The organism is Streptomyces sp. SAJ15 (assembly GCF_007595705.1).
In the GTDB taxonomy this organism is placed as follows: Bacteria; Actinomycetota; Actinomycetes; order Streptomycetales; family Streptomycetaceae; genus Streptomyces.
On sequence record NZ_NISY01000029.1, the window covers coordinates 1 to 16,296 of the forward strand.

At 68.8% G+C, this 16,296-nt stretch carries 19 protein-coding genes and 2 pseudogenes; 11 read left to right on the plus strand and 10 right to left on the minus strand.

Going from position 1 to position 16,296, the window contains the following annotated elements; translation table 11 throughout:
* Both CD790_RS35425 and CD790_RS33840 read left to right on the plus strand, forming a co-directional pair.
* A pseudogene (locus CD790_RS35425) lies at positions 1-482 on the plus strand (hypothetical protein); the annotation flags it as partial.
* A 114-nt stretch (positions 483-596) separates the two neighbouring features.
* On the plus strand, positions 597-1,151 hold the full coding sequence (locus CD790_RS33840) for a hypothetical protein (protein WP_144387218.1): 555 nt from the start codon (positions 597-599) through the stop codon (positions 1,149-1,151).
* A 9-nt stretch (positions 1,152-1,160) separates the two neighbouring features.
* Here the strand turns inward: CD790_RS33840 and CD790_RS33845 are convergent.
* The 5 genes and pseudogenes from CD790_RS33845 to CD790_RS37080 all read right to left on the minus strand — a co-directional run bounded on the left by CD790_RS33845 (position 1,161) and on the right by CD790_RS37080 (position 3,972).
* A pseudogene (locus CD790_RS33845) lies at positions 1,161-1,969 on the minus strand (IS5 family transposase).
* A 38-nt stretch (positions 1,970-2,007) separates the two neighbouring features.
* Positions 2,008-2,391: a hypothetical protein gene (locus CD790_RS33850; RefSeq protein ID WP_144387219.1), complete on the minus strand. Its 384-nt coding sequence runs from the start codon at positions 2,389-2,391 to the stop codon at positions 2,008-2,010.
* A 114-nt stretch (positions 2,392-2,505) separates the two neighbouring features.
* On the minus strand, positions 2,506-2,823 hold the full coding sequence (locus CD790_RS33855; protein ID WP_144387220.1) for a hypothetical protein: 318 nt from the start codon (positions 2,821-2,823) through the stop codon (positions 2,506-2,508).
* A 13-nt stretch (positions 2,824-2,836) separates the two neighbouring features.
* Positions 2,837-3,445: a GNAT family N-acetyltransferase gene (locus CD790_RS33860; RefSeq protein ID WP_260868110.1), complete on the minus strand. Its 609-nt coding sequence runs from the start codon at positions 3,443-3,445 to the stop codon at positions 2,837-2,839.
* Complete coding sequence (locus tag CD790_RS37080) at positions 3,442-3,972, minus strand: PqqD family protein (protein ID WP_399218685.1); 531 nt, start codon at positions 3,970-3,972, stop codon at positions 3,442-3,444. Before CD790_RS37080 ends, CD790_RS33860 begins: the two co-directional genes overlap by 4 nt.
* A 487-nt stretch (positions 3,973-4,459) precedes the next feature.
* Between CD790_RS37080 and CD790_RS33870 the strand changes: the two genes are divergently transcribed.
* Positions 4,460-4,717 (plus strand): response regulator transcription factor, encoded by a 258-nt coding sequence (locus CD790_RS33870; RefSeq protein WP_260868111.1) that lies wholly within the window; start codon positions 4,460-4,462, stop codon positions 4,715-4,717.
* A gap of 124 nt (positions 4,718-4,841) precedes the next feature.
* On the opposite strand, the gene CD790_RS33875 is transcribed toward CD790_RS33870, so the two are convergent.
* Together CD790_RS33875 and CD790_RS33880 are read right to left on the minus strand one after the other, a co-directional pair.
* The gene (locus CD790_RS33875; protein WP_144387224.1) at positions 4,842-5,711 is read right to left on the minus strand and encodes a DUF6924 domain-containing protein; all 870 of its coding nucleotides are present in this window, start codon (positions 5,709-5,711) and stop codon (positions 4,842-4,844) included.
* An 86-nt stretch (positions 5,712-5,797) separates the two neighbouring features.
* The gene (locus tag CD790_RS33880; protein WP_144387225.1) at positions 5,798-6,820 is read right to left on the minus strand and encodes a NucA/NucB deoxyribonuclease domain-containing protein; all 1,023 of its coding nucleotides are present in this window, start codon (positions 6,818-6,820) and stop codon (positions 5,798-5,800) included.
* 625 nt (positions 6,821-7,445) lie between these two features.
* On the opposite strand from CD790_RS33880, the gene CD790_RS33885 reads away from it, so the two are divergent.
* Together CD790_RS33885 and CD790_RS33890 are read left to right on the plus strand one after the other, a co-directional pair.
* Positions 7,446-7,787 (plus strand): hypothetical protein, encoded by a 342-nt coding sequence (locus CD790_RS33885; protein ID WP_144387226.1) that lies wholly within the window; start codon positions 7,446-7,448, stop codon positions 7,785-7,787.
* Positions 7,788-8,067: 280 nt separating this feature from the next.
* Positions 8,068-8,976 carry a DNA/RNA non-specific endonuclease gene (locus CD790_RS33890; protein ID WP_144387227.1) on the plus strand — a complete coding sequence of 303 codons (909 nt, stop codon included), beginning with the start codon at positions 8,068-8,070 and terminating at the stop codon, positions 8,974-8,976.
* 213 nt (positions 8,977-9,189) lie between these two features.
* Here the strand turns inward: CD790_RS33890 and CD790_RS33895 are convergent, their stop codons facing one another.
* Positions 9,190-9,387 (minus strand): hypothetical protein, encoded by a 198-nt coding sequence (locus tag CD790_RS33895; protein ID WP_144387228.1) that lies wholly within the window; start codon positions 9,385-9,387, stop codon positions 9,190-9,192.
* Positions 9,388-9,902: 515 nt separating this feature from the next.
* Between CD790_RS33895 and CD790_RS37085 the strand changes: the two genes are divergently transcribed.
* The 5 genes from CD790_RS37085 to CD790_RS33920 all read left to right on the plus strand — a co-directional run bounded on the left by CD790_RS37085 (position 9,903) and on the right by CD790_RS33920 (position 14,714).
* Positions 9,903-10,283: a hypothetical protein gene (locus tag CD790_RS37085; RefSeq protein ID WP_186319397.1), complete on the plus strand. Its 381-nt coding sequence runs from the start codon at positions 9,903-9,905 to the stop codon at positions 10,281-10,283.
* 55 nt (positions 10,284-10,338) lie between these two features.
* Complete coding sequence (locus tag CD790_RS33905; protein WP_144387229.1) at positions 10,339-11,463, plus strand: site-specific integrase; 1,125 nt, start codon at positions 10,339-10,341, stop codon at positions 11,461-11,463.
* Positions 11,460-11,795, plus strand: a complete 336-nt coding sequence (locus CD790_RS33910) for a helix-turn-helix transcriptional regulator (RefSeq protein ID WP_144387230.1) — start codon at positions 11,460-11,462, stop codon at positions 11,793-11,795. Before CD790_RS33905 ends, CD790_RS33910 begins: the two co-directional genes overlap by 4 nt.
* Positions 11,796-12,562: 767 nt before the next feature.
* A complete protein-coding gene (locus CD790_RS33915) occupies positions 12,563-13,774 on the plus strand; it encodes a hypothetical protein (protein WP_144387231.1) in 1,212 nt (403 codons plus the stop codon).
* 271 nt (positions 13,775-14,045) lie between these two features.
* Complete coding sequence (locus tag CD790_RS33920; RefSeq protein ID WP_144387232.1) at positions 14,046-14,714, plus strand: hypothetical protein; 669 nt, start codon at positions 14,046-14,048, stop codon at positions 14,712-14,714.
* A 498-nt stretch (positions 14,715-15,212) separates the two neighbouring features.
* Here CD790_RS33920 and CD790_RS33925 read toward each other — a convergent pair whose 3' ends face one another.
* Both CD790_RS33925 and CD790_RS33930 read right to left on the minus strand, forming a co-directional pair.
* The gene (locus CD790_RS33925; RefSeq protein ID WP_144387233.1) at positions 15,213-15,443 is read right to left on the minus strand and encodes a DUF6233 domain-containing protein; all 231 of its coding nucleotides are present in this window, start codon (positions 15,441-15,443) and stop codon (positions 15,213-15,215) included.
* A 33-nt stretch (positions 15,444-15,476) separates the two neighbouring features.
* A complete protein-coding gene (locus CD790_RS33930) occupies positions 15,477-16,103 on the minus strand; it encodes a flavodoxin family protein (RefSeq protein ID WP_260868112.1) in 627 nt (208 codons plus the stop codon).
* On the opposite strand from CD790_RS33930, the gene CD790_RS35430 reads away from it, so the two are divergent.
* Positions 16,090-16,296: hypothetical protein (locus CD790_RS35430; protein ID WP_222108348.1), on the plus strand; the 207-nt coding region annotated here is incomplete at its 3' end. The two genes, CD790_RS33930 and CD790_RS35430, sit on opposite strands and share 14 nt — an antisense overlap.

Consider the following 16,296-nt stretch of genomic DNA (forward strand, 5'->3'; position numbering starts at 1 on the left):
CGAGTCGCCGCCCAGGCCGCGGTCTACGCCGCCGGTCGCGCCGCCGTCACCGTCTGATCCGCCTCCTGCGGACGCCGGGCGCCCGCAGGGCCGGAGGCGCTGCGAGCCCTGTACGTCACGATGCAGGACCTGCGGCACGAGACGAGTCCGCGCTCGCCCTCACCCACCGCTCCTACCGGCTGGAGGAGAACGCTCAGGTCTACACCCAGGGCCAGACCCTGACCCACCACCCCGACGCCCTCCTCCAGCTCGGCCGCCTGGCCGACCGCTACGAGCGCGGCGTCGGGCTCCTCGCCTACCGCTACGCGAGCGCGGCCGCGGTGCTCGGCACCAGCATCCTGGACCGCATCGTGGGCGGCCGGCCCGCGCTGACGGCGGCCGCGGTGACCACGCTGTGCGAGGAATATCACCTCACGAACCGCCCTCTAAAGCCGTGGAGCCGACCCCAGCCACGACGGCACTCTTCTCCGTCTCTGCAGTAGCTCGGTCACCTACCGCTGGCCAGTTCGGATTTGACGCCCCCGCCTCAGCGCTCCATGGGAGGCGCCCGGCCACCCCGGGTCGTTCCGCTGTCCCGGCAGGAGGAAGATCACGGCATGAGTGGAGACAGAACCTTCCGCGAGAAGGAACCGCAGTCGGAGCTCCATGTGGCGACCATCGCGACGGCCGTCGAATTGGTGCTTGCCATGGTGGTCGGCACACTCGTGGAGCCCGGCGGCGGCAGTGCGATGGCCGTTTTCCTCCTGCCGGTTCTCGTTGCGGCGGCAGCGATCCTGGCCATGGCTCTGGTGCTGCCGACGGCTTCGTTCGCGCGATGGGCGGGTGCCCGATGGGGCGGTCACGAGGCGTGGTGGTGGGTTCCGATCGTCGCCCCGATGGTCGCGGTGGCGCCGGTGACCGCCGTGGCCTTGGCAGCCTGGCTGTTGTCCGGAGAGACCGCGGAGTCTTGGGCGTACCTGTCGATCTGGCTCACGGTCGCGGTCCTTCTCATCCCGGCGGCGCTATTGGCGCGCTTCGCCGTCCGCAGTGCCATGGCAGGTCGACCGGTACGAATGACGCGCAAGATACTTGGCGGGGGCTGCGTTGGCTTGGTGGCGATCCTTGTGGTGGCACTACTGGTGCAGGTCAATGTGGACGCCGCTGGCCCCTAAGACCGTGTCCTATGTGGTGAGGCGGACGAGTCGCTTGTAGCAGCAGATTGCGGCGGCAAGTCCGAGGAATGCCAGGTAGTTGCGGGGATCGCGTTCGTAGCGGGGCGAGAGTCGGCGGTAGCCGGTCAGCCACGACATGGTGCGCTCGATCACCCACCTGCGGCGGCCGAGGCGTTCGCTGGACTCGATGCCCTTGCGTGCAATGCGGACTCCGATGCGTTTGCCGCGGAGCCATTTCCGCAGATGGGGAACATCGTATGCCTTGTCCGCGTGCAGGCGCTGGGGTTTGAAGTGGCGGCCGCGGTGGGGATCGTGTCTCGTTTGGTGACCGGTCACCGTGGGTTTCAGGGCTTCGCTGTCGTGGGTGTTGGCGGCGGAGATGCCGACGACGAGGGGCAGCCCGTTCTGGTCCGACAGGACGTGCATCTTGCTTGCCCCGGTCCACGGGCGACGGCCTGTGAGTTCGCCCCCTTTTTCGCCCGTACATGGGCGGAGTCCAGGACGACGCGGGTCACGTCAATCAGACCAGCGTCGTCGAGCCGGTGCAGGACCGCCTCGTGCAGCCTTCCCCACACGCCAGCGCGCGACCAGATCAGGAACCGGCGATGAGCGGTCGACTTCGATATGCCGAAGCACGGCGGCAGAGTCCGCCAGGCACAGCCGCTGACCAGCACGTAGATGATCGCGGCGAACACCGTCTCGTCAGGCGTGTCCTGCGTCCCACCGCCCTGTGGCCGGACCTTCGACGGTGGGATCAGCGGCTTCGCGATCTCCCACAGCCCATCCGGCACGATCCAGTCCCACGTACCCCGCCCCATGACCGGTCAACGCCCGCCTCACCACATAGGACACGATCTTAGGCGGTTCCGGTGGCTGAGAGGTTGAGTTCGACGTCGCCGCGGGCGTAGGCGGCCAGGAGGCGTCGAGACAGGGCGGAGAATGAGGGGGCCGCGGTGTCCCGTTCGCGCCGTAGCTCTGCCTTGCGTACTACGGAGTCGGCGAGGAAGACCGTGGACCGGGACAGGTCCTGCTCTTCTTCGTCGGGGCCGGGGGTCATGGTGATGTGGCTGGCGGCGTAGCTGGCGAGGAGAATTTCGAGGACGCGGGCGCCGGTCAGGTGCTCGGTTTTTGCTTTGGCGGTGGCCTCTCGCCAGGTGTCGGGGTTCAGGGTGAGGGTTCTGCGGCGGCGGTCGAGGCCGGCGGTCGGGGCGGGCTGGGGGAGTCGTCGGCGCGTGGTCACGTTGGCCTCTTTCGTCAGGGCTGGACGGATTACGATGAAGTCGGTGTTCGGCTTTTTGGCGTTGTTTCATCGCCGCGGTTGGGCCGTGCATCGAGCGGCGGTCGGGGAGGGCTGCTAACCCTCCGCCGCGCCGGCTAGAAGCCGGCGCGGGCCGGCCGCCGTGGTGATCAGAGGCTGCAGCGCGGCAGGGCCGCCCTGCTGCAGCTGGTACAGCTCGCTGAACAAGCCGCTGGCCGCGAGAAGCTCGTGGGAACTGACCTGCTCGGCGAGACGTCCGCGGTCCTGGACGACGATGGGTCGGCCAGACGGACGTTCGCCGGTGATGAAGACGTGGTCCTCAACGTCGTCGAGCTGCCGTAGCTGCTGGAAGATCCGGTGCTCGGCGCGGGCGTCCAGGGCTGCGGTCGGTTCGTCCAGGGCGAGGACGCGCACCGCGCGTCAGAGGTCAGTGGCCAAGGCGCCAGCGGGTGAACATGCACTGGTCTGCTCCCGCGCTGATCCCGAAGGGCAGGCTGAGGCGGTCGAGAACGAAGCCCTCGCCGGGGGCGAGAACGGTGTAGCCACACCGGGAGTAGAAGGCGCTCAGGTCGCGCTCCGCCTCGAACGAGCCGTACAGGAGGCGGTAGCGGAGCTGGTGGTAGACCTGCCATGCCCGCTTGAGTAGCACGCTGGCGATTCCCTGGCCGCGGGCGTGCTCGGCGACGGCCAGGCCGTGCACTTTGGCCACGAGCATGCCCAGTACCGTGGCCGCCTCATCGGGAAAGCCGTGTGCCATAGCCGTCTCGATGATGGTCCCGGGCGCCGTGGCGGACAGCACGCCCACGGCGCGGTCCTCCTCGTCGACGGCGACCAGCGTGAGGCAGATGCTGGTGAACGCCTCGTCCATGGGGTGGCTGGTGAACGCCCGAGCGACAGCGACCTGGAACGCCTCTGCGCCGCCGAGACCGGCCAGCATGGCCGAGCCGGCCCACCCCTCCTCGATGGCCGCGCTCAAGACCGGCATGAACCCGACGCCGTCCCCCGCGGTCTCCAACAGCGCGGCAGCGACCTTCACGTCCTGCGGACGGGCCAGCCGGATCTGAGTGCCCCTCGGCCCCTGCCACCCTGCTCGCACCCTGTCGGCGGACAACGACGGTAACTGCCTCGATTTCCTAGGCCTGCGCTTCGCCATGGACCCCCCTCAGCCTGCGACCGACCCTCGACACTATCGGCCCGCGCCCCCCGGTGTCCGCAGCGCGCCACGCCCACGGTGCGGGGAATGTGAAGCCTCGAACTGCGGTGGGGACTGTGACTGTCATCGCCGCCACTCCTGCGGGCCGGGCGGTCGGTGTCGACGAGCATGCCGGCGGCCACCAGGTGCTCGACGAACTCGGTGATCTGGCCGTCGACGGCCTGCGGGTCCTGGCCAGCGGGGAGGGCGATCTCATCTGCGAGCTCGGCTGTGCCGCCTCGCATGGTGACGGCCTGCCAGATCCGCGAGGCGTCCGGATCGAGCATCATCCACGCCCCGCGACGGGTGTCGAGCGCGGCCGTGCCCTGCAGGCCGGCGGCGTGGTGAACATGGAACGTGGGGGGCAGCATGCCGCCTCCAGCGCGGGCGTGTGTCTGGTCAGCCACGCGTGGGGCGATGCGCTGGCCGTCGTGACGGCGATTCCGGGCTGTGTTCTCGGTGGAAGCGGGGCCCGGTCGGCGGCTTCGCCAGGGTGAGGACGGTTGAGCCCGGCAACGGTAGCGGCGGCGGTAGAGACGACACAGCCGGTCGTGGACGTGAGCATGCGTGTGCGTGGCTCCCGTGGTGTGGGGTCTTCGGTGCGATCGTCAACGACTCTATGAACTGGCTTCTTGACCGAAATTGTCCTTCCGACACGCCGGTCGGGGATGCCCGATGGTGCAAGCCACTAGGTTGGAAATGACCACCGCCGCACCCAGGCCACGGGGGTCTTCTGGGGAAGAAATGCGGTGGTCAGGAAGGACCGGAATGACTGCACGGTCCGATGCGGGCGGTCACGCCTGTGCCTACCGTCGGATGGGCGCCCATCCGCTACGGGGTCTGTGGAAGCTCACAAGGTTGACGGAGCGCGAGCGGGAAGTGCTCCTTCTGGTGGGCACGGGTGCAGGAAACCGCGATCTTGCCCGGGAGCTGGGTATCGCGGAGCGCACAGTGAAGGCGCACATTGCGCGGATCGTGGAAAAGCTGGAACAGCAGACGCGGCTTCAGGTCGCGGTGCTGTCGGTGCTCGCCCACGAGAAGCTGTGCTCCGATCCGCGGTGCGAGTGCCGTGAGACCGGTATCGCGCCGGGGTTCTCGGTGACGACTGCCGCCTGATGGGGGCCGTGCCCGTGAGAACGGGTGCGGAGGCTACCGTGTCTGGGGGCTGGCGATCAGCGGATCAAGGTAGATGACAGTGGTAGGGGCGCACACCGCGTGGTGTGCGCCCCCTCTGGCACTGTCAGTGGTGCTCTTTCCGGTAGACGCCGTCGGCGTCGACACCGCAGCCCCAATCACCAAAGCTCGTGTTCGCCAGCTCCATGTTCACAAGGAAGGAACCGGCCGCTGCGAGGGTGATCCTGAACGGATCGTCGTTATTGTCGGGCAGGTTGTTCAGTGCCAGCAGCGGGAACTCTGCTGAGGCTAGTGCCCCCTCGTCGGCGATGAGGACGAGAGTACTGTCGGGCCAGTCTTCGTCATCACGCCTGATCCGCGCCTGGATCTGTTCCGCCGTGAAGCCTGCGTGGGCGCGGTTGTCGATGACGGTGATCGACTCCAAGTGCTCCGAGCCGCCTTCCAGGGCCTGAAGCAGGCGTGCCCATTCATCTGGCTGGTGGAAGGACGTCCGCACCAGGAGCGGACCGGCGGACTCCTCGATCGTGGAGGAGGGCGGCTCGGGGGCAGCCCCCGTACGCTCGCCGGGGATGACCTGGATGAGGAAACGGGGCTTCTTGCCCTCCGACGACCGGTCACTGGCATGGACACGGATCAGGTAGGGCCCGACTCCTGCGGTGGCGAGATTCTCTTTGCGTAGCGGCTCGTATCCGCTGTCGCACAGGGCCAGGAAGCCGGTCGTGGAGATCACCGTGACCTCTTCGACCTCATCCCAGCCGCCTTCTGCTCCCGGGTCATCTCCGGCGTAGAGGGTGACGATGGGGTTCTCCAGGGCGCTTCCGGCGTCGATGTGTAACCAGTCTTTCCCGGCCGCCAGGAACCCGCGTCCACGCGGCTGCTTGCCGGCATCGGGGTCCATGAGGGCCAGGTCGCCCCACTCCTTCATCTTGAGCGGCCGGGTGCGGCCGTCAAGGAGCGGCCAGTTGGAACGGTGCATGCAGAACCCCCATCGTGCGTGCTGTGCCTACCGGTCACGTCCTGGAAGGGTAGACGGGACGACCTGTGGCAGGTGCGTGGCACGTCTTACTTGATGCGGACGTAGTAGCCGTCGCCGTTGAGGACACGCTGGACCTTGTAGAAGCCGCCGAGGCGGGCGCCGGCGCTGCGGTTGTCACCGAGGGAGATGATGCGGGTGCTGCCCCGGGCCGGGTTGCCACCCTCCTTGCTGGCAGCGAACGGGTACTCGTCACAGTCGTACTTCTTAGGGTCGGGATTGTGCACTTTCGCGCACATGGCCTTGCGGTGGGCGTCGATGACCTTCTGGTCGGTGATGCGGTGCAGCGGGGTGGAGGCGCCCGGGTGGCCGGCGATCTTGCGCTGGGCGTCGAGGATGTGGTTGGCGGACTCCTTCACCTTCGCGTCGCGGCGGGAGAGGGTGAAGACGGGAGACGCGGCCGGGAAGACGCAGCCGGGGTTCTTGGTGCGCTTCTTGGGGCCCCAGAACTTGTCGTCGCAGCGGAACTTAGCCGACTTGTAGGTGAAGCCGCCGGCCGTGTAGCCGGCCTTGGTGAAGGTGAACCGGTAGGAGGCCCGGTTGGCGAGCTGCTTCATCTTTCCCACGCGGGCGGCGTAGCCGACGGTTCCCTTGCGGGCCGGGCCGAGGGTGGACCCTTGCGGGAACTTGACGGCGGTCTTCACGCCCTTGCCGCCGCCGACGGCCACGTTGATGTGGATGCCGCCGGCCTTGACGAGCTTGGCCTTGCCGACGGTGAAGCTCTCTCCCCACTTCAGCTTGTTCGTCTTCAGCGTCATGGAGTGCTTGATGTCGAAGGTAGCGGAGCCGACCGGCTTGCCATTCTTAAGTAAGTCGACGCGGGCACCGACATCCATGCACATACTGGTGCGGGTGATGGTCATGGTGTTGAGCTTGCAGCTCGCGGCAGCGTCCGTGTTGGCGTAGACGGTCTTGACGGCCGAGGCCTGGGTCACGGCGATGCTGTAGTTCGGCGGTGCGGCCTGCGCTGTTGTTGCCGCATTGATGCCGGTGAGGAGGAGGGTGCCGAGAGCGGCACCGACAACGGCTTTTCTGGGCGTGCTGATGTGCATGGGTGCGTATGTCCCCTCGTTGGTGAAGGACGGCACTGTGTCGGGCTGCCGTCCGTGAGGCGAGCACGTTATGCGCTTCAGCGGCCGTGAATCTATTGGTTGTTGGGGCACTGCCTGGTAGGACAGATCGGGTTTCGGTCAACAGCACTGACGGTGGGGACCGCGACGGCGGAGCCTGCTCGGTGACGCGGTACTGCGTCACCGGCTACCGCTATTTGCTGCTCCGATGCTCCTGCCGCCGCCAATGGCATTGGATGCGAATCAGCGATATCTGTCCTGGTGGCGGGACGTGGTGCGGTGCGTCCTAGGCGATGGCCTGCGCCGCCCCCCTGCAGCATCGGGGTGCCTGTTGTACCCATGACCTGCGGATACGGAGTAGTCCGTGGTGCGACTTGGCCGGGGACGCGGTTGCGGGGGACGCCCCTCGCTTCGGAGCTACGTGCCGGTCAGGCACCTCGCGGGTATGGCGCGAGGCGGCTGGCGGGCGGCACGGTGGAACCGGGTAGAAGCCGTCGGTGGTCCTTGGCGCCGGCGTCCGGGTGCCTCCGCCTGAGTACCGTGCGCACCCCGCGATTGAGTACCCGCACGGGTGTCCCGGGCCGGCTGAGAAGCGTTGGATCAAGGCATGCACACAACAGCCCGCCCTCCGACGTCCCCGGCCCAGGTGTCGGCGGAAAAGGACCGCTCCCGCTTCTGGTCCGTCCTGTGCGCCGTCTCCTTCATGCCGGCGTTCCTGGGAGCTGGTCTGCTGGCCCTGTCCTCCGAGCGGGCGTCGCGGTGCCTGACGTACGGGGAGGAGTGCAGCCCGGGACTGCCCGATTGGGTGTTCAACTGGGGTGTCGGCCTTGGCGTTGTCGCCTGCGTCATGGTCCTGGCCGCGCCGAACACACGGGTGCGGCAGGTGGCGCTCGCCGCCCAGGTCCTTGCGGAGTGCGCGGCATTGCTGGTGCCCCTCAGCCACTCGTGACCCGCCGCCGGGCTGCCGGTCGAGAACAGCCGCCGTACTTCCAAGCCGGACCGGCTGCGCCGCTCTCCACGCGGCGCCGTCCGTCCGCAATCAAGTGCGTTCGTCACGGCAGCCGGGCGCGGTGGAGCCGCGCATCGCCAGCGGGTTCCCGGCCAGCGCGGAGCTCTGACGTGGATCCCCGTCCTGCTCTCTGTCCGGGGCCGGACCGTTCACGGGCAGGGGTATGGCATCTGCAGGTCATCCAGGTGTGGTGGTGACGGAGGCGTGGTACCCCGCTTCCATGACTCCTTCTCCAGAGCCCGGACCATCAGCGACACCAGCCGCTACCAGTTCACTCGCCGACCGTGCCGGCTACGACCCCGGCTTCCTCGGCCCCCAGGTGCCGCTCCCCACCCCCACCGACCCCGCCATCGAGATCGTGCCGCTGCCGTACACGCACTTCACCGTGCTGCTGCGCCCGGACCGCCAGCTCGCCGCGGCGACGACCGTGGCCATCGACGGGGCCCGCCTGCGCGATTCGGACCGGGACAGCCGCTGGCGCCTCGACCCCCGCCTGCCGAACGGACATCAGGCGGGCAACGAGCTGTACGCGGACAACTCTCTGGACCGCGGACACCTGGTGCGCCGACTGGACCCGGTGTGGGGAGAGCCGGGCGAGGCGGAACGTGCGGACGACGACACCTTCCACTACACCAATGCCGCCCCGCAGGCCGACATCTTCAACCAGGGCAAGGAGCTGTGGCTGGGCCTGGAGACCTACCTGCTGGAGCATGCGGCCGAGTTCGACCGCCGCCTGGTCGTCCACACCGGACCGGTCCTCCTCGATAGCGACCCCGTCTACCGAGGGGTGAAGATCCCGCTGCGGTTCTGGAAGGTCGTCGGCTTCCTCGACGACGGACAACTGGCCGCGACCGCCTACATCCTCGATCAGAGCCCCGACCTCACCGCCGCAGAAGCGGCCCGGGCCCTGGCCAAAGCCGAAGCCGAAGGCAACCCGCCCCCACTGGGCGCCTTCCGCACCTTCCAAGCACCCATTCGCGACATCGCCACCCTCACCGGACTGGACTTTGGCCCCCTACCGGCCGCCGACCGCATGCCCACACCCCCAGCTGTGGCCCGCGGCACGGAACGGTGGACACCCCTGACCTCACACCACGACATCGCCTGGCGTCTCCCCGAGAACAGGTAGGCAGCGGCCGCCACACGCGCCACAAAACCGTCGAGCGGCTCTGCACTCACGGCTCCGGACGCCGGCGCTGACCGCCGCTTTAGAAGTTCGGTCGGGCGGTGTCACTGGTCTTCCGTTGCGGCGCTTGCGCTGTTTGTCGGCGATCCTCAGGAGCCGCTGGTGTCTGTCGTCGTTGATGTCAGCCGTAGATGTCAGAGGGCATCGCGGATTCGATCACGGTCGGTGGTAGGCGGCTTGGTCCGTGCCGGGGAGGGGGTCGCGCGTCAGTGTTACGTAGCAGGGGTGGTCGGGATCCCCCGTCTCTAGGAGGGCGAACAGATCGACGTCGTGCTGGGCGAAGCGGTGGAGGTACTGGAAGAACAGCTCCAGTTCCTCGCTGGAGAGCGGCTCGTCGTGTCGGTCGTTGCGCACGTCCCCACGATACGGCTGGCCCAGCTACAAGCACCCAGGGTGGTCTTCGGGCGGTGCCAGGATGTCGGCGATCAGCCAATGGTCCGCGCCCCCGCCCGAGTCGGCGGAGCGGCTTTGACCGGTGGCCTGCCCGGTTTGGGGTCGGGCATGGTCAGGGGGCCGTACGCTCGCCAGGCAACTCGGGCAGGCTTGCCCCTGCCCGACCGTCCCCGGCAGGCCGCGGCCGCGCAGCCGGCCGACGAGGTCCCGGCCGCTCCGGTGACCCCGGTCGTGCTGTCCATCCCCGCCCGCCGTCATCGTCCCGGCCCTGGACCCGGAGCTAACTGGCACTTGGCGGTGTGCTCGGTCAGGTTCGTCTACCGCAGGCCGTCGCGGGGGGAGAGAGCCCGCGCGCCGAGGCTTCGGTTGCGGCGCACGAGCTTTGTTCATTCGCGTGAGTGGTCTTCCAGATGTTCTCCAGCGGGGGTCGAGGGGTGGTGGATACGTCTGTGCCTGACCCCACGAGGAGGACGGGTATGGCACGCAGGGTGAGGGCGATGGTCGTGGCGGCGGGTGTCGTGGCGGCGCTGCTGGGCGGGACGACGCCGTCGGGGGCAGCACCAGGAGGGACGGTGACCGTCACGGTGCGGGAGGCGATCGCGGCGCTGCCGGTCGCCGAGGAGGATCGCACCGGGTACCAGCGGGATGCGTTTCGGCACTGGGTGGACGACGATGCCGACCAGGACAGCGCGCGCAGTCTCGACATCGACCACATGGTGCCGCTCGCCGAGGCCTGGGATAGCAAGTGGGCGGAGTTGGGCCGGACGCATCATTCCGCTCGTACCGCTGACAGCTTGGGGGAGCTCGTCGACGCGGTTGTCACCCGGTCCGGTGACGTTGCGGGCTTTCTGACCTGAGGTGGGGCACCCAACGCCACGATGTTGCATCTGATGCAATCATCTGGAGCGTGGGATGAGCGGGGTAGATCTGCCGGGCGCGATCCGGTTGGTGTGTGCGAACAACGTGCGGGCGCTGGACCCGGCCCCGGCGATGTTCGACGCGATACTGCGAGGGTGGGAACAGCAGCAGCGCAGTCGGCTGTTGGCGCGCAAGACGATCAGTGACCGACTGAGCCTTGTGCGGCGGTTCGCCGAGTTCACAGGCACGTACCCATGGGACTGGACGCCGGAGGACGTTGAGGCGTACTTCTCCGCCCGGCTCTCGCGCGGCGAGGTCGTGTGGTCTACCGTCCGGGGGCAACAGGGCGACCTGGAGATGTTCTGCGCCTTCATCAGCGACTCCCGGTACGGGTGGACGAAGGCGTGTCTGGAGGAGTTCGGCCGGTTCCCGGTCCAGGTGTGCCACGACTGGAACACTGCCCAGCACGTCACCGAGTTCGAGGGTTGCCCCGGCCGGCGCGCGTTAACCTACGACGAGCTTCAGACCTTCTTCGACGCGGCCGACGACCGGGTGGAGCAAATCCGCAAGAAGGGTCGCAAGGGCGTCCTGGCCGCCTGGCGGGACTCGGTGCTGGTCAAGCAGGTCTACGCATACGGGACCCGGCGCCGTGAGACGTCGATGCTGGACCTGACCGACCTGCGGCACAACCCGCGTGCTCCCCAGTACTGGCGCCTCGGTGCCCTGGAGGTCCGGTACGGCAAGGCATCGAGGGGCAGTCCGCCGAAGCGGCGGACGGTGTTGACCGTGCCGGAGGTCGATTGGATCGTCCCGGTCGTCCAGGAGTGGGTGGAGGAGGTCCGGTGCGGGTTCTCTCCGGCCCGGCACCCCGCGTTGTGGGTCTCGGAGCGGTGCGGGCGGCTCGGAGTACGGCGCCTGGACGAGGTCTTCGCCGCGATCCGCGAGCACGCGGACCTCCCCGCCGACCTTGATCTGCATTGCCTGAGGCACACCTACATCACGCACCTGATCGAGTTCGGGTATCCCGAGAGATTCGTCCAAGAGCAGGTCGGGCACGCCTACGCTTCGACGACCGCGCTGTACACCTGGGTGTCGGACGAGTACCGCAACCGGCTGATCGAAGACGCGCTCCAGCGGCGACTGAAGCGCGGTGGTGGAGGGGTGTTGATGCCGCAGTGATGCAGCGCATGGGGTTCACGTGGAACCTGCGCCGGCTGATGGCGGAGCGGGATATGTACCAGACCACAGACCTCGTCCCGCTCTTGGCCGACTACGGTGTCCACCTCTCCCGCGAGCAGGTGTATCGCCTGGTGGCTCAGCCTCCACAGCGGCTGTCAATGGACGTCCTGGCCGCCCTGTGCGGCATCCTCGACGTCACCCCGGCCGACCTGATCACGGTCACCGAGGTCCGCGCCCAGGTCGCCAAGCCGACGGCGACCGGCGAGAACGCGAGTGCGGCAAAGGCGCCGCCGGCGCGGCGGGTACGCGTGCGGCGCCCGAGCGAGCAGTGACCGGTCCTGGCCCGGCGAGGTCGGCATGGACTGAGCTCGCGCAGCGGATCACCCGGTACCTTCCCGAGCTACCTCCGGAGGAGGCGAACCGGATCGTGGCCGAGCTGACGCCGTCGGCCCGCGGCCGTATCCAGGCCCATCTGGCCGCGCACCCGGACGCGTTGGTCAGCGGTGACTCCGCCGCGCCGCGCTCCGTTCAGGCCCTGATCAACACGTTGACCGAGGTCGGTGTGCCAGGGGTGAGGCGGCCAGCGTGTCTGCGGTGCGGACGGGTACGGCCGCTGCGGCGGGCGGTGCCCGGTGGTCGGGTCTGCCTCGGCTGCGAGGGTGTCCTCGCAGCACGAGGTGACATCGGCCCGTGCAACGTGTGTGGGACGATCGGTCCCCGGCCCAGTCGCAAGACCTGCGCGGCCTGCCGCCGGATCCAACTCGCCGCCGACCGGGTCTGTTCGATCTGCGGAAAGCACGCGGCGATGGATCCGTGCTCGAACTGCCGGCCCCGCCCGCTCGCCCCGTGTGCCCTATGCCGGACCAGCGCCCCGGTATGCGCAAGGTGGCCCGTCGGGCCGGTGTGCCACAGCTGCTACCGCGACGCCCGTCGCCAGCCAGCCTTCTGCCCGGGCTGCGAACGACGCCGGGTCCTTATCGCCCGTTGCCAACACCAGCGCGTCTGCGGCCCATGCGCCGGCCACCCAGACCCCTACGCATGCCCCCGGTGCGGCGAACCCCGCTCCTACCAGGTCCGCGGCCTATGCGACCGATGCGCGGTGCAGGACCGACTTTCCGCACTGTTCAACGCCGCCCCCGACAGCGACACCAGTCAGTATGCCCACATGCGCGCGGCCCTCGCCGACTGCCCGGAACCGGGCACAGCTCTGAACTGGCTGCGCAACTCCCGTTCCGCCCGCCTCCTGGCAGACCTCATCGCCACCGGCCGCCCCCTCACCCACGCCGACCTGGACGCCACCGCCACCGGCAGCCGATCTGGCGCGATGATCGCCGACTACCTGCGCGGCCTCCTCGTCACCTACCAGGTGCTCCCGGAACGCGACGAGCTCTCCGCCCGGATCACCCGCCACCTCGACGAGATCATCACCCGTCATCCCCATCACGCGGTCCTGCTCCGCTCCTACGTCCGCTGGTCCCTGCTGCCTCGCGCTCGCCGCCGCCAACGCCTACGCGGCGGCGGGGTAAAGCACCGGATCCGCTGGGCCTACACCCGCATCAACGTCGCCGTGGAATTCCTCACGACTATGGCGGCCTGCGGACTGTCCCTTGGCGAGGTGACCCAGCATCAGGTCGACGCCTGGCTCGCCGGGAATCCCGGAACACGGTACGAGGTCCGTGACTTCGTCGTCTGGGCCCACCGCCGCCACCACGCCCGGGCCCTGGAGGTTCCACACCGTCCCAAGGCGGATCCGGTCGGACTCGACGAGGACTCCCAGTGGGACCTCCTGCACCAGTGCCTGACGGACCCCGAGCTCCCGCTCGACGTCCGGTCGGCGGGGGCAATTCTCCTGCTCTTCGGGCAACACCTCACCCGAATCGCCGCGCTAACGACCAGCGCCCTGTCCACCGCCGACGACAACACCACCTTCCTTACTCTCGACCGCACCCCCATCCCCCTGCCCGCCTCCCTCGCCCGGCTCCTGACCGACCTGGTCGAGCGCCCCGAGCCCACCGGCTGGGCAGCGAACACGCCCTCCGGCTGGCTGTTCCCCGGACACCTCCCCGGCGCCCATCTCTCCGCAGCCGTCCTTGGCCGCCGCCTGGCCGCCCACCGCATCCCCAACCGCCCGGCCCGCACCACCGCCCTCGTCGCCGTCGCCCAAGAACTGCCTCCGGCGATCCTGGGGCCCATGCTCGGACTGCACCCGATCACCGCATCCCTGTGGCGCCGTCGCGCCGGCACCGACTGGACCGCCTACCTCGCAGCCCGCACCAATGGTGCTCAGCGGAATACAGCACGTTCCGAATGACGCTCCCCGCCAGCTGGCGCCTCCACGTGGTCCGCGGCTGAGCGGCAGGATGAAGCCGACCGAGGCGCCTGAACGCCCCCTCTGCGGCACGGCAGCAGCCGGCGGCGGTGGCTGCGGCACCGAGGCTGCCGCGATACGTCGGGCCCGACCGGCCACCGGAACCGACCATGTCGACCGGGTAGAGGGCGGGGGATACCTGAGTAGGAGTACTTACTGCTGATGAGCGGCCGGACGGTTCCAGGGCTGATCCGCCGCTCGTACCGTCGCGTACATGATCGAGAGCGAAACGCGGCCCACCTCGGCGCTCAAGGTGGCGGGCATCGGCTGTGCGGTGGTGGTGCTTGCGCCGGTCCTCCTGCTCTTGGGCCTGGTCGTCGTGTACCAGATCGAGCGCGCCACTCCAGAGGACTATCCAGACGTCAAGCCCGACACGATGGCTCGCCGTATCTCCGGCTACTCCCTGGACGCGTACGCCGCGCTCGGTCTCAACCGCACTCTCAACCCAGGCGGCTATGAGGCGAAGACGAACAACGAGAACAGCTTCGGCTCGGACCGCTGCTACCCGGACGGCCTGGAGGGCATGGCCGACGAGCCCGAAGAGGGCGCGTACCGGCTGTACCACCACTGGATGGTGGGCAGGGTCGGAAAGTCCGAAGGCCTTGCGGCGCTGCGCAAAGTCCGGGACCACCTTGAGGCCACTGGGTGGCGCATCACGGAGTACGGAAAGGATGACCAGATCCCGGAGTGGAGCGTACGCGCCAAACGAAATGGCGGATACGGCATCTCCGTGACATGGGAGCAGGACTTCCAGCGCCTCCGCGGCGGCAGCGGCGCGCCGTGTGCGACGGATCCCGACTGGGCCGAAGCCGAGGAGGAAGGTCTCTACCAGGGGCTGCCCGATGTGGGCCCGGCACCACCTCTCGTCCCCGCTGCCTCGTGAACTGGCTCCGGGCTGGGCGTACCGGAACGCCGTGGCGCCCCGTCCGGGCGGCTGCGGTGCCGCTTCTCCACTGGCCGCCCAGACTCTCGGCCTCACGGAGGTGGGCACCCGATAGAGCCGCACTGCACCAGCACACCGTAAAGCGCCCTGCCTAGGTAATCCCATAAGGAAAGGAAAGAACCATGAGTACGACGCAGGTCGGCACGACTCCGACGGCCGGAAGCTTCACGACGACGGCACCCGTGTGCACCGCTACGGATGCACGATCCACGACGGCGAGGGCTGCGACGGGCACTGCGGACCTGTCCCCGTAGACCCCGACCAGCGCTGACGCACGGGTTCGAGTTGAAGGGTGTCCGCAGCCATTGGAGCTGGCTGCGGACACCCTGTTCGACTGTAACGGCCATCACCGGCACGGAGTCGCCCCGGCGACCGGAAGGTTCCGGGCGCCGGGCACTGCGGGTGCGGCTTGCACGGTCCAGCATGCTCACGCCCGGTTCACGAGCCGTCGGACGGCGGAGTGCGCAGTTCGTACAGTTGTCGGCCCTCGCACCTCTCGCAGGGCTCGGCGCTTTCGAAGGTGGCGCGGCGGGCCTGGTCGAGGGTGAGGGTGGGCTGCTCGTCGGTGAGCCAGCAGCCTTCGTAGTGGATGATCCACGCGGGCTTCGCGTCGGCGGGGGTGCGTACGCGTTGGCGGCTGAAGTGGCCGGTGAGTTCTGCCGCGCCCATCCCTGCGGGCGCCCGGCGTCCGCAGGAGGCGGATCAGACGGTGACGGCGGCGCGACCGGCGGCGTAGACCGCGGCCTGGGCGGCGACTCGTCGGCCGAGGTGTTCCGCGGTGGCTATGTCGGCCTTGTGGACGCCGTCCGGCCCCCGGTCGGTGTCGGTCTGCGCGCCGGCGCCAAGGTAGAAGCCGAGGCGGTTGAGGTCGTACTCGGAGGCGGTGGTGGAGTGCCAGCCGGACGGCAGGCCGAGGTTGATCCAGTGCATGCCGTGCTGGGCGGCCAGCACGGAGAAGAACTGCAGGGTGTGCAGCTTGTCGCCGCTCTTAGAGCCGGAGTTGGTGAAGCCGGCGGCGAGCTTGTCCTGCCAGGCGCGGGTCGCCCACCGCTTCGAGGTGGCCTCGGCGAAGACGTGGAAGGCGCCGGACGCGGTGCCCATGTAGGTCGGCGAGCCGAAGACGATCGCGTCGGCGGCGTCGAGCAGGTCCCACTGCTCCTCGGTGATTTCGTCGACCTTGACCAGGTGGACGGTCGCGCCGGCGCCGGCGGCGCCCTCGCGCACCGCCTCGGCGAGCACCGCGGTGTGCCCGAAGCCCGAGTGATGGGCGATGGCGACGACCGGCGGGACGGCAGCGGCGGAAGAAGCGGTCGGGGTGGGTGTGGTCACGGCGGGGCTCCTCGAGGTCGTGCCGCGTGGCGCGGCGCGAAGCGGTCGACGAATCCAAGGAAAACACATTGAAGGTTTAACTTTCAGGGCGGCCTCGCCGCAGGTACCGGGCATCGGGACGGGCCTGGTGCCGGACGGGGTGTTCAGCGTCTTCGCGCGTTTGCGGGGGCGGGTGGACGGCGCCAGCGAGAAG

Bases quoted from the DNA above. Each gene is read 5' to 3' on its own strand.
- CD790_RS33840 (WP_144387218.1), top strand. From the start codon at position 597: ATGAGTGGAGACAGAACCTTCCGCGAGAAGGAACCGCAGTCGGAGCTC.
- CD790_RS37080 (WP_399218685.1), bottom strand. From the start codon at position 3,972: ATGCTGCCCCCCACGTTCCATGTTCACCACGCCGCCGGCCTGCAGGGC.
- CD790_RS33875 (WP_144387224.1), bottom strand. From the start codon at position 5,711: ATGCACCGTTCCAACTGGCCGCTCCTTGACGGCCGCACCCGGCCGCTC.
- CD790_RS33880 (WP_144387225.1), bottom strand. From the start codon at position 6,820: ATGCACATCAGCACGCCCAGAAAAGCCGTTGTCGGTGCCGCTCTCGGC.
- CD790_RS33885 (WP_144387226.1), top strand. From the start codon at position 7,446: ATGCACACAACAGCCCGCCCTCCGACGTCCCCGGCCCAGGTGTCGGCG.
- CD790_RS33890 (WP_144387227.1), top strand. From the start codon at position 8,068: ATGACTCCTTCTCCAGAGCCCGGACCATCAGCGACACCAGCCGCTACC.
- CD790_RS37085 (WP_186319397.1), top strand. From the start codon at position 9,903: ATGGCACGCAGGGTGAGGGCGATGGTCGTGGCGGCGGGTGTCGTGGCG.
- CD790_RS33905 (WP_144387229.1), top strand. From the start codon at position 10,339: ATGAGCGGGGTAGATCTGCCGGGCGCGATCCGGTTGGTGTGTGCGAAC.
- CD790_RS33920 (WP_144387232.1), top strand. From the start codon at position 14,046: ATGATCGAGAGCGAAACGCGGCCCACCTCGGCGCTCAAGGTGGCGGGC.
- CD790_RS33925 (WP_144387233.1), bottom strand. From the start codon at position 15,443: ATGGGCGCGGCAGAACTCACCGGCCACTTCAGCCGCCAACGCGTACGC.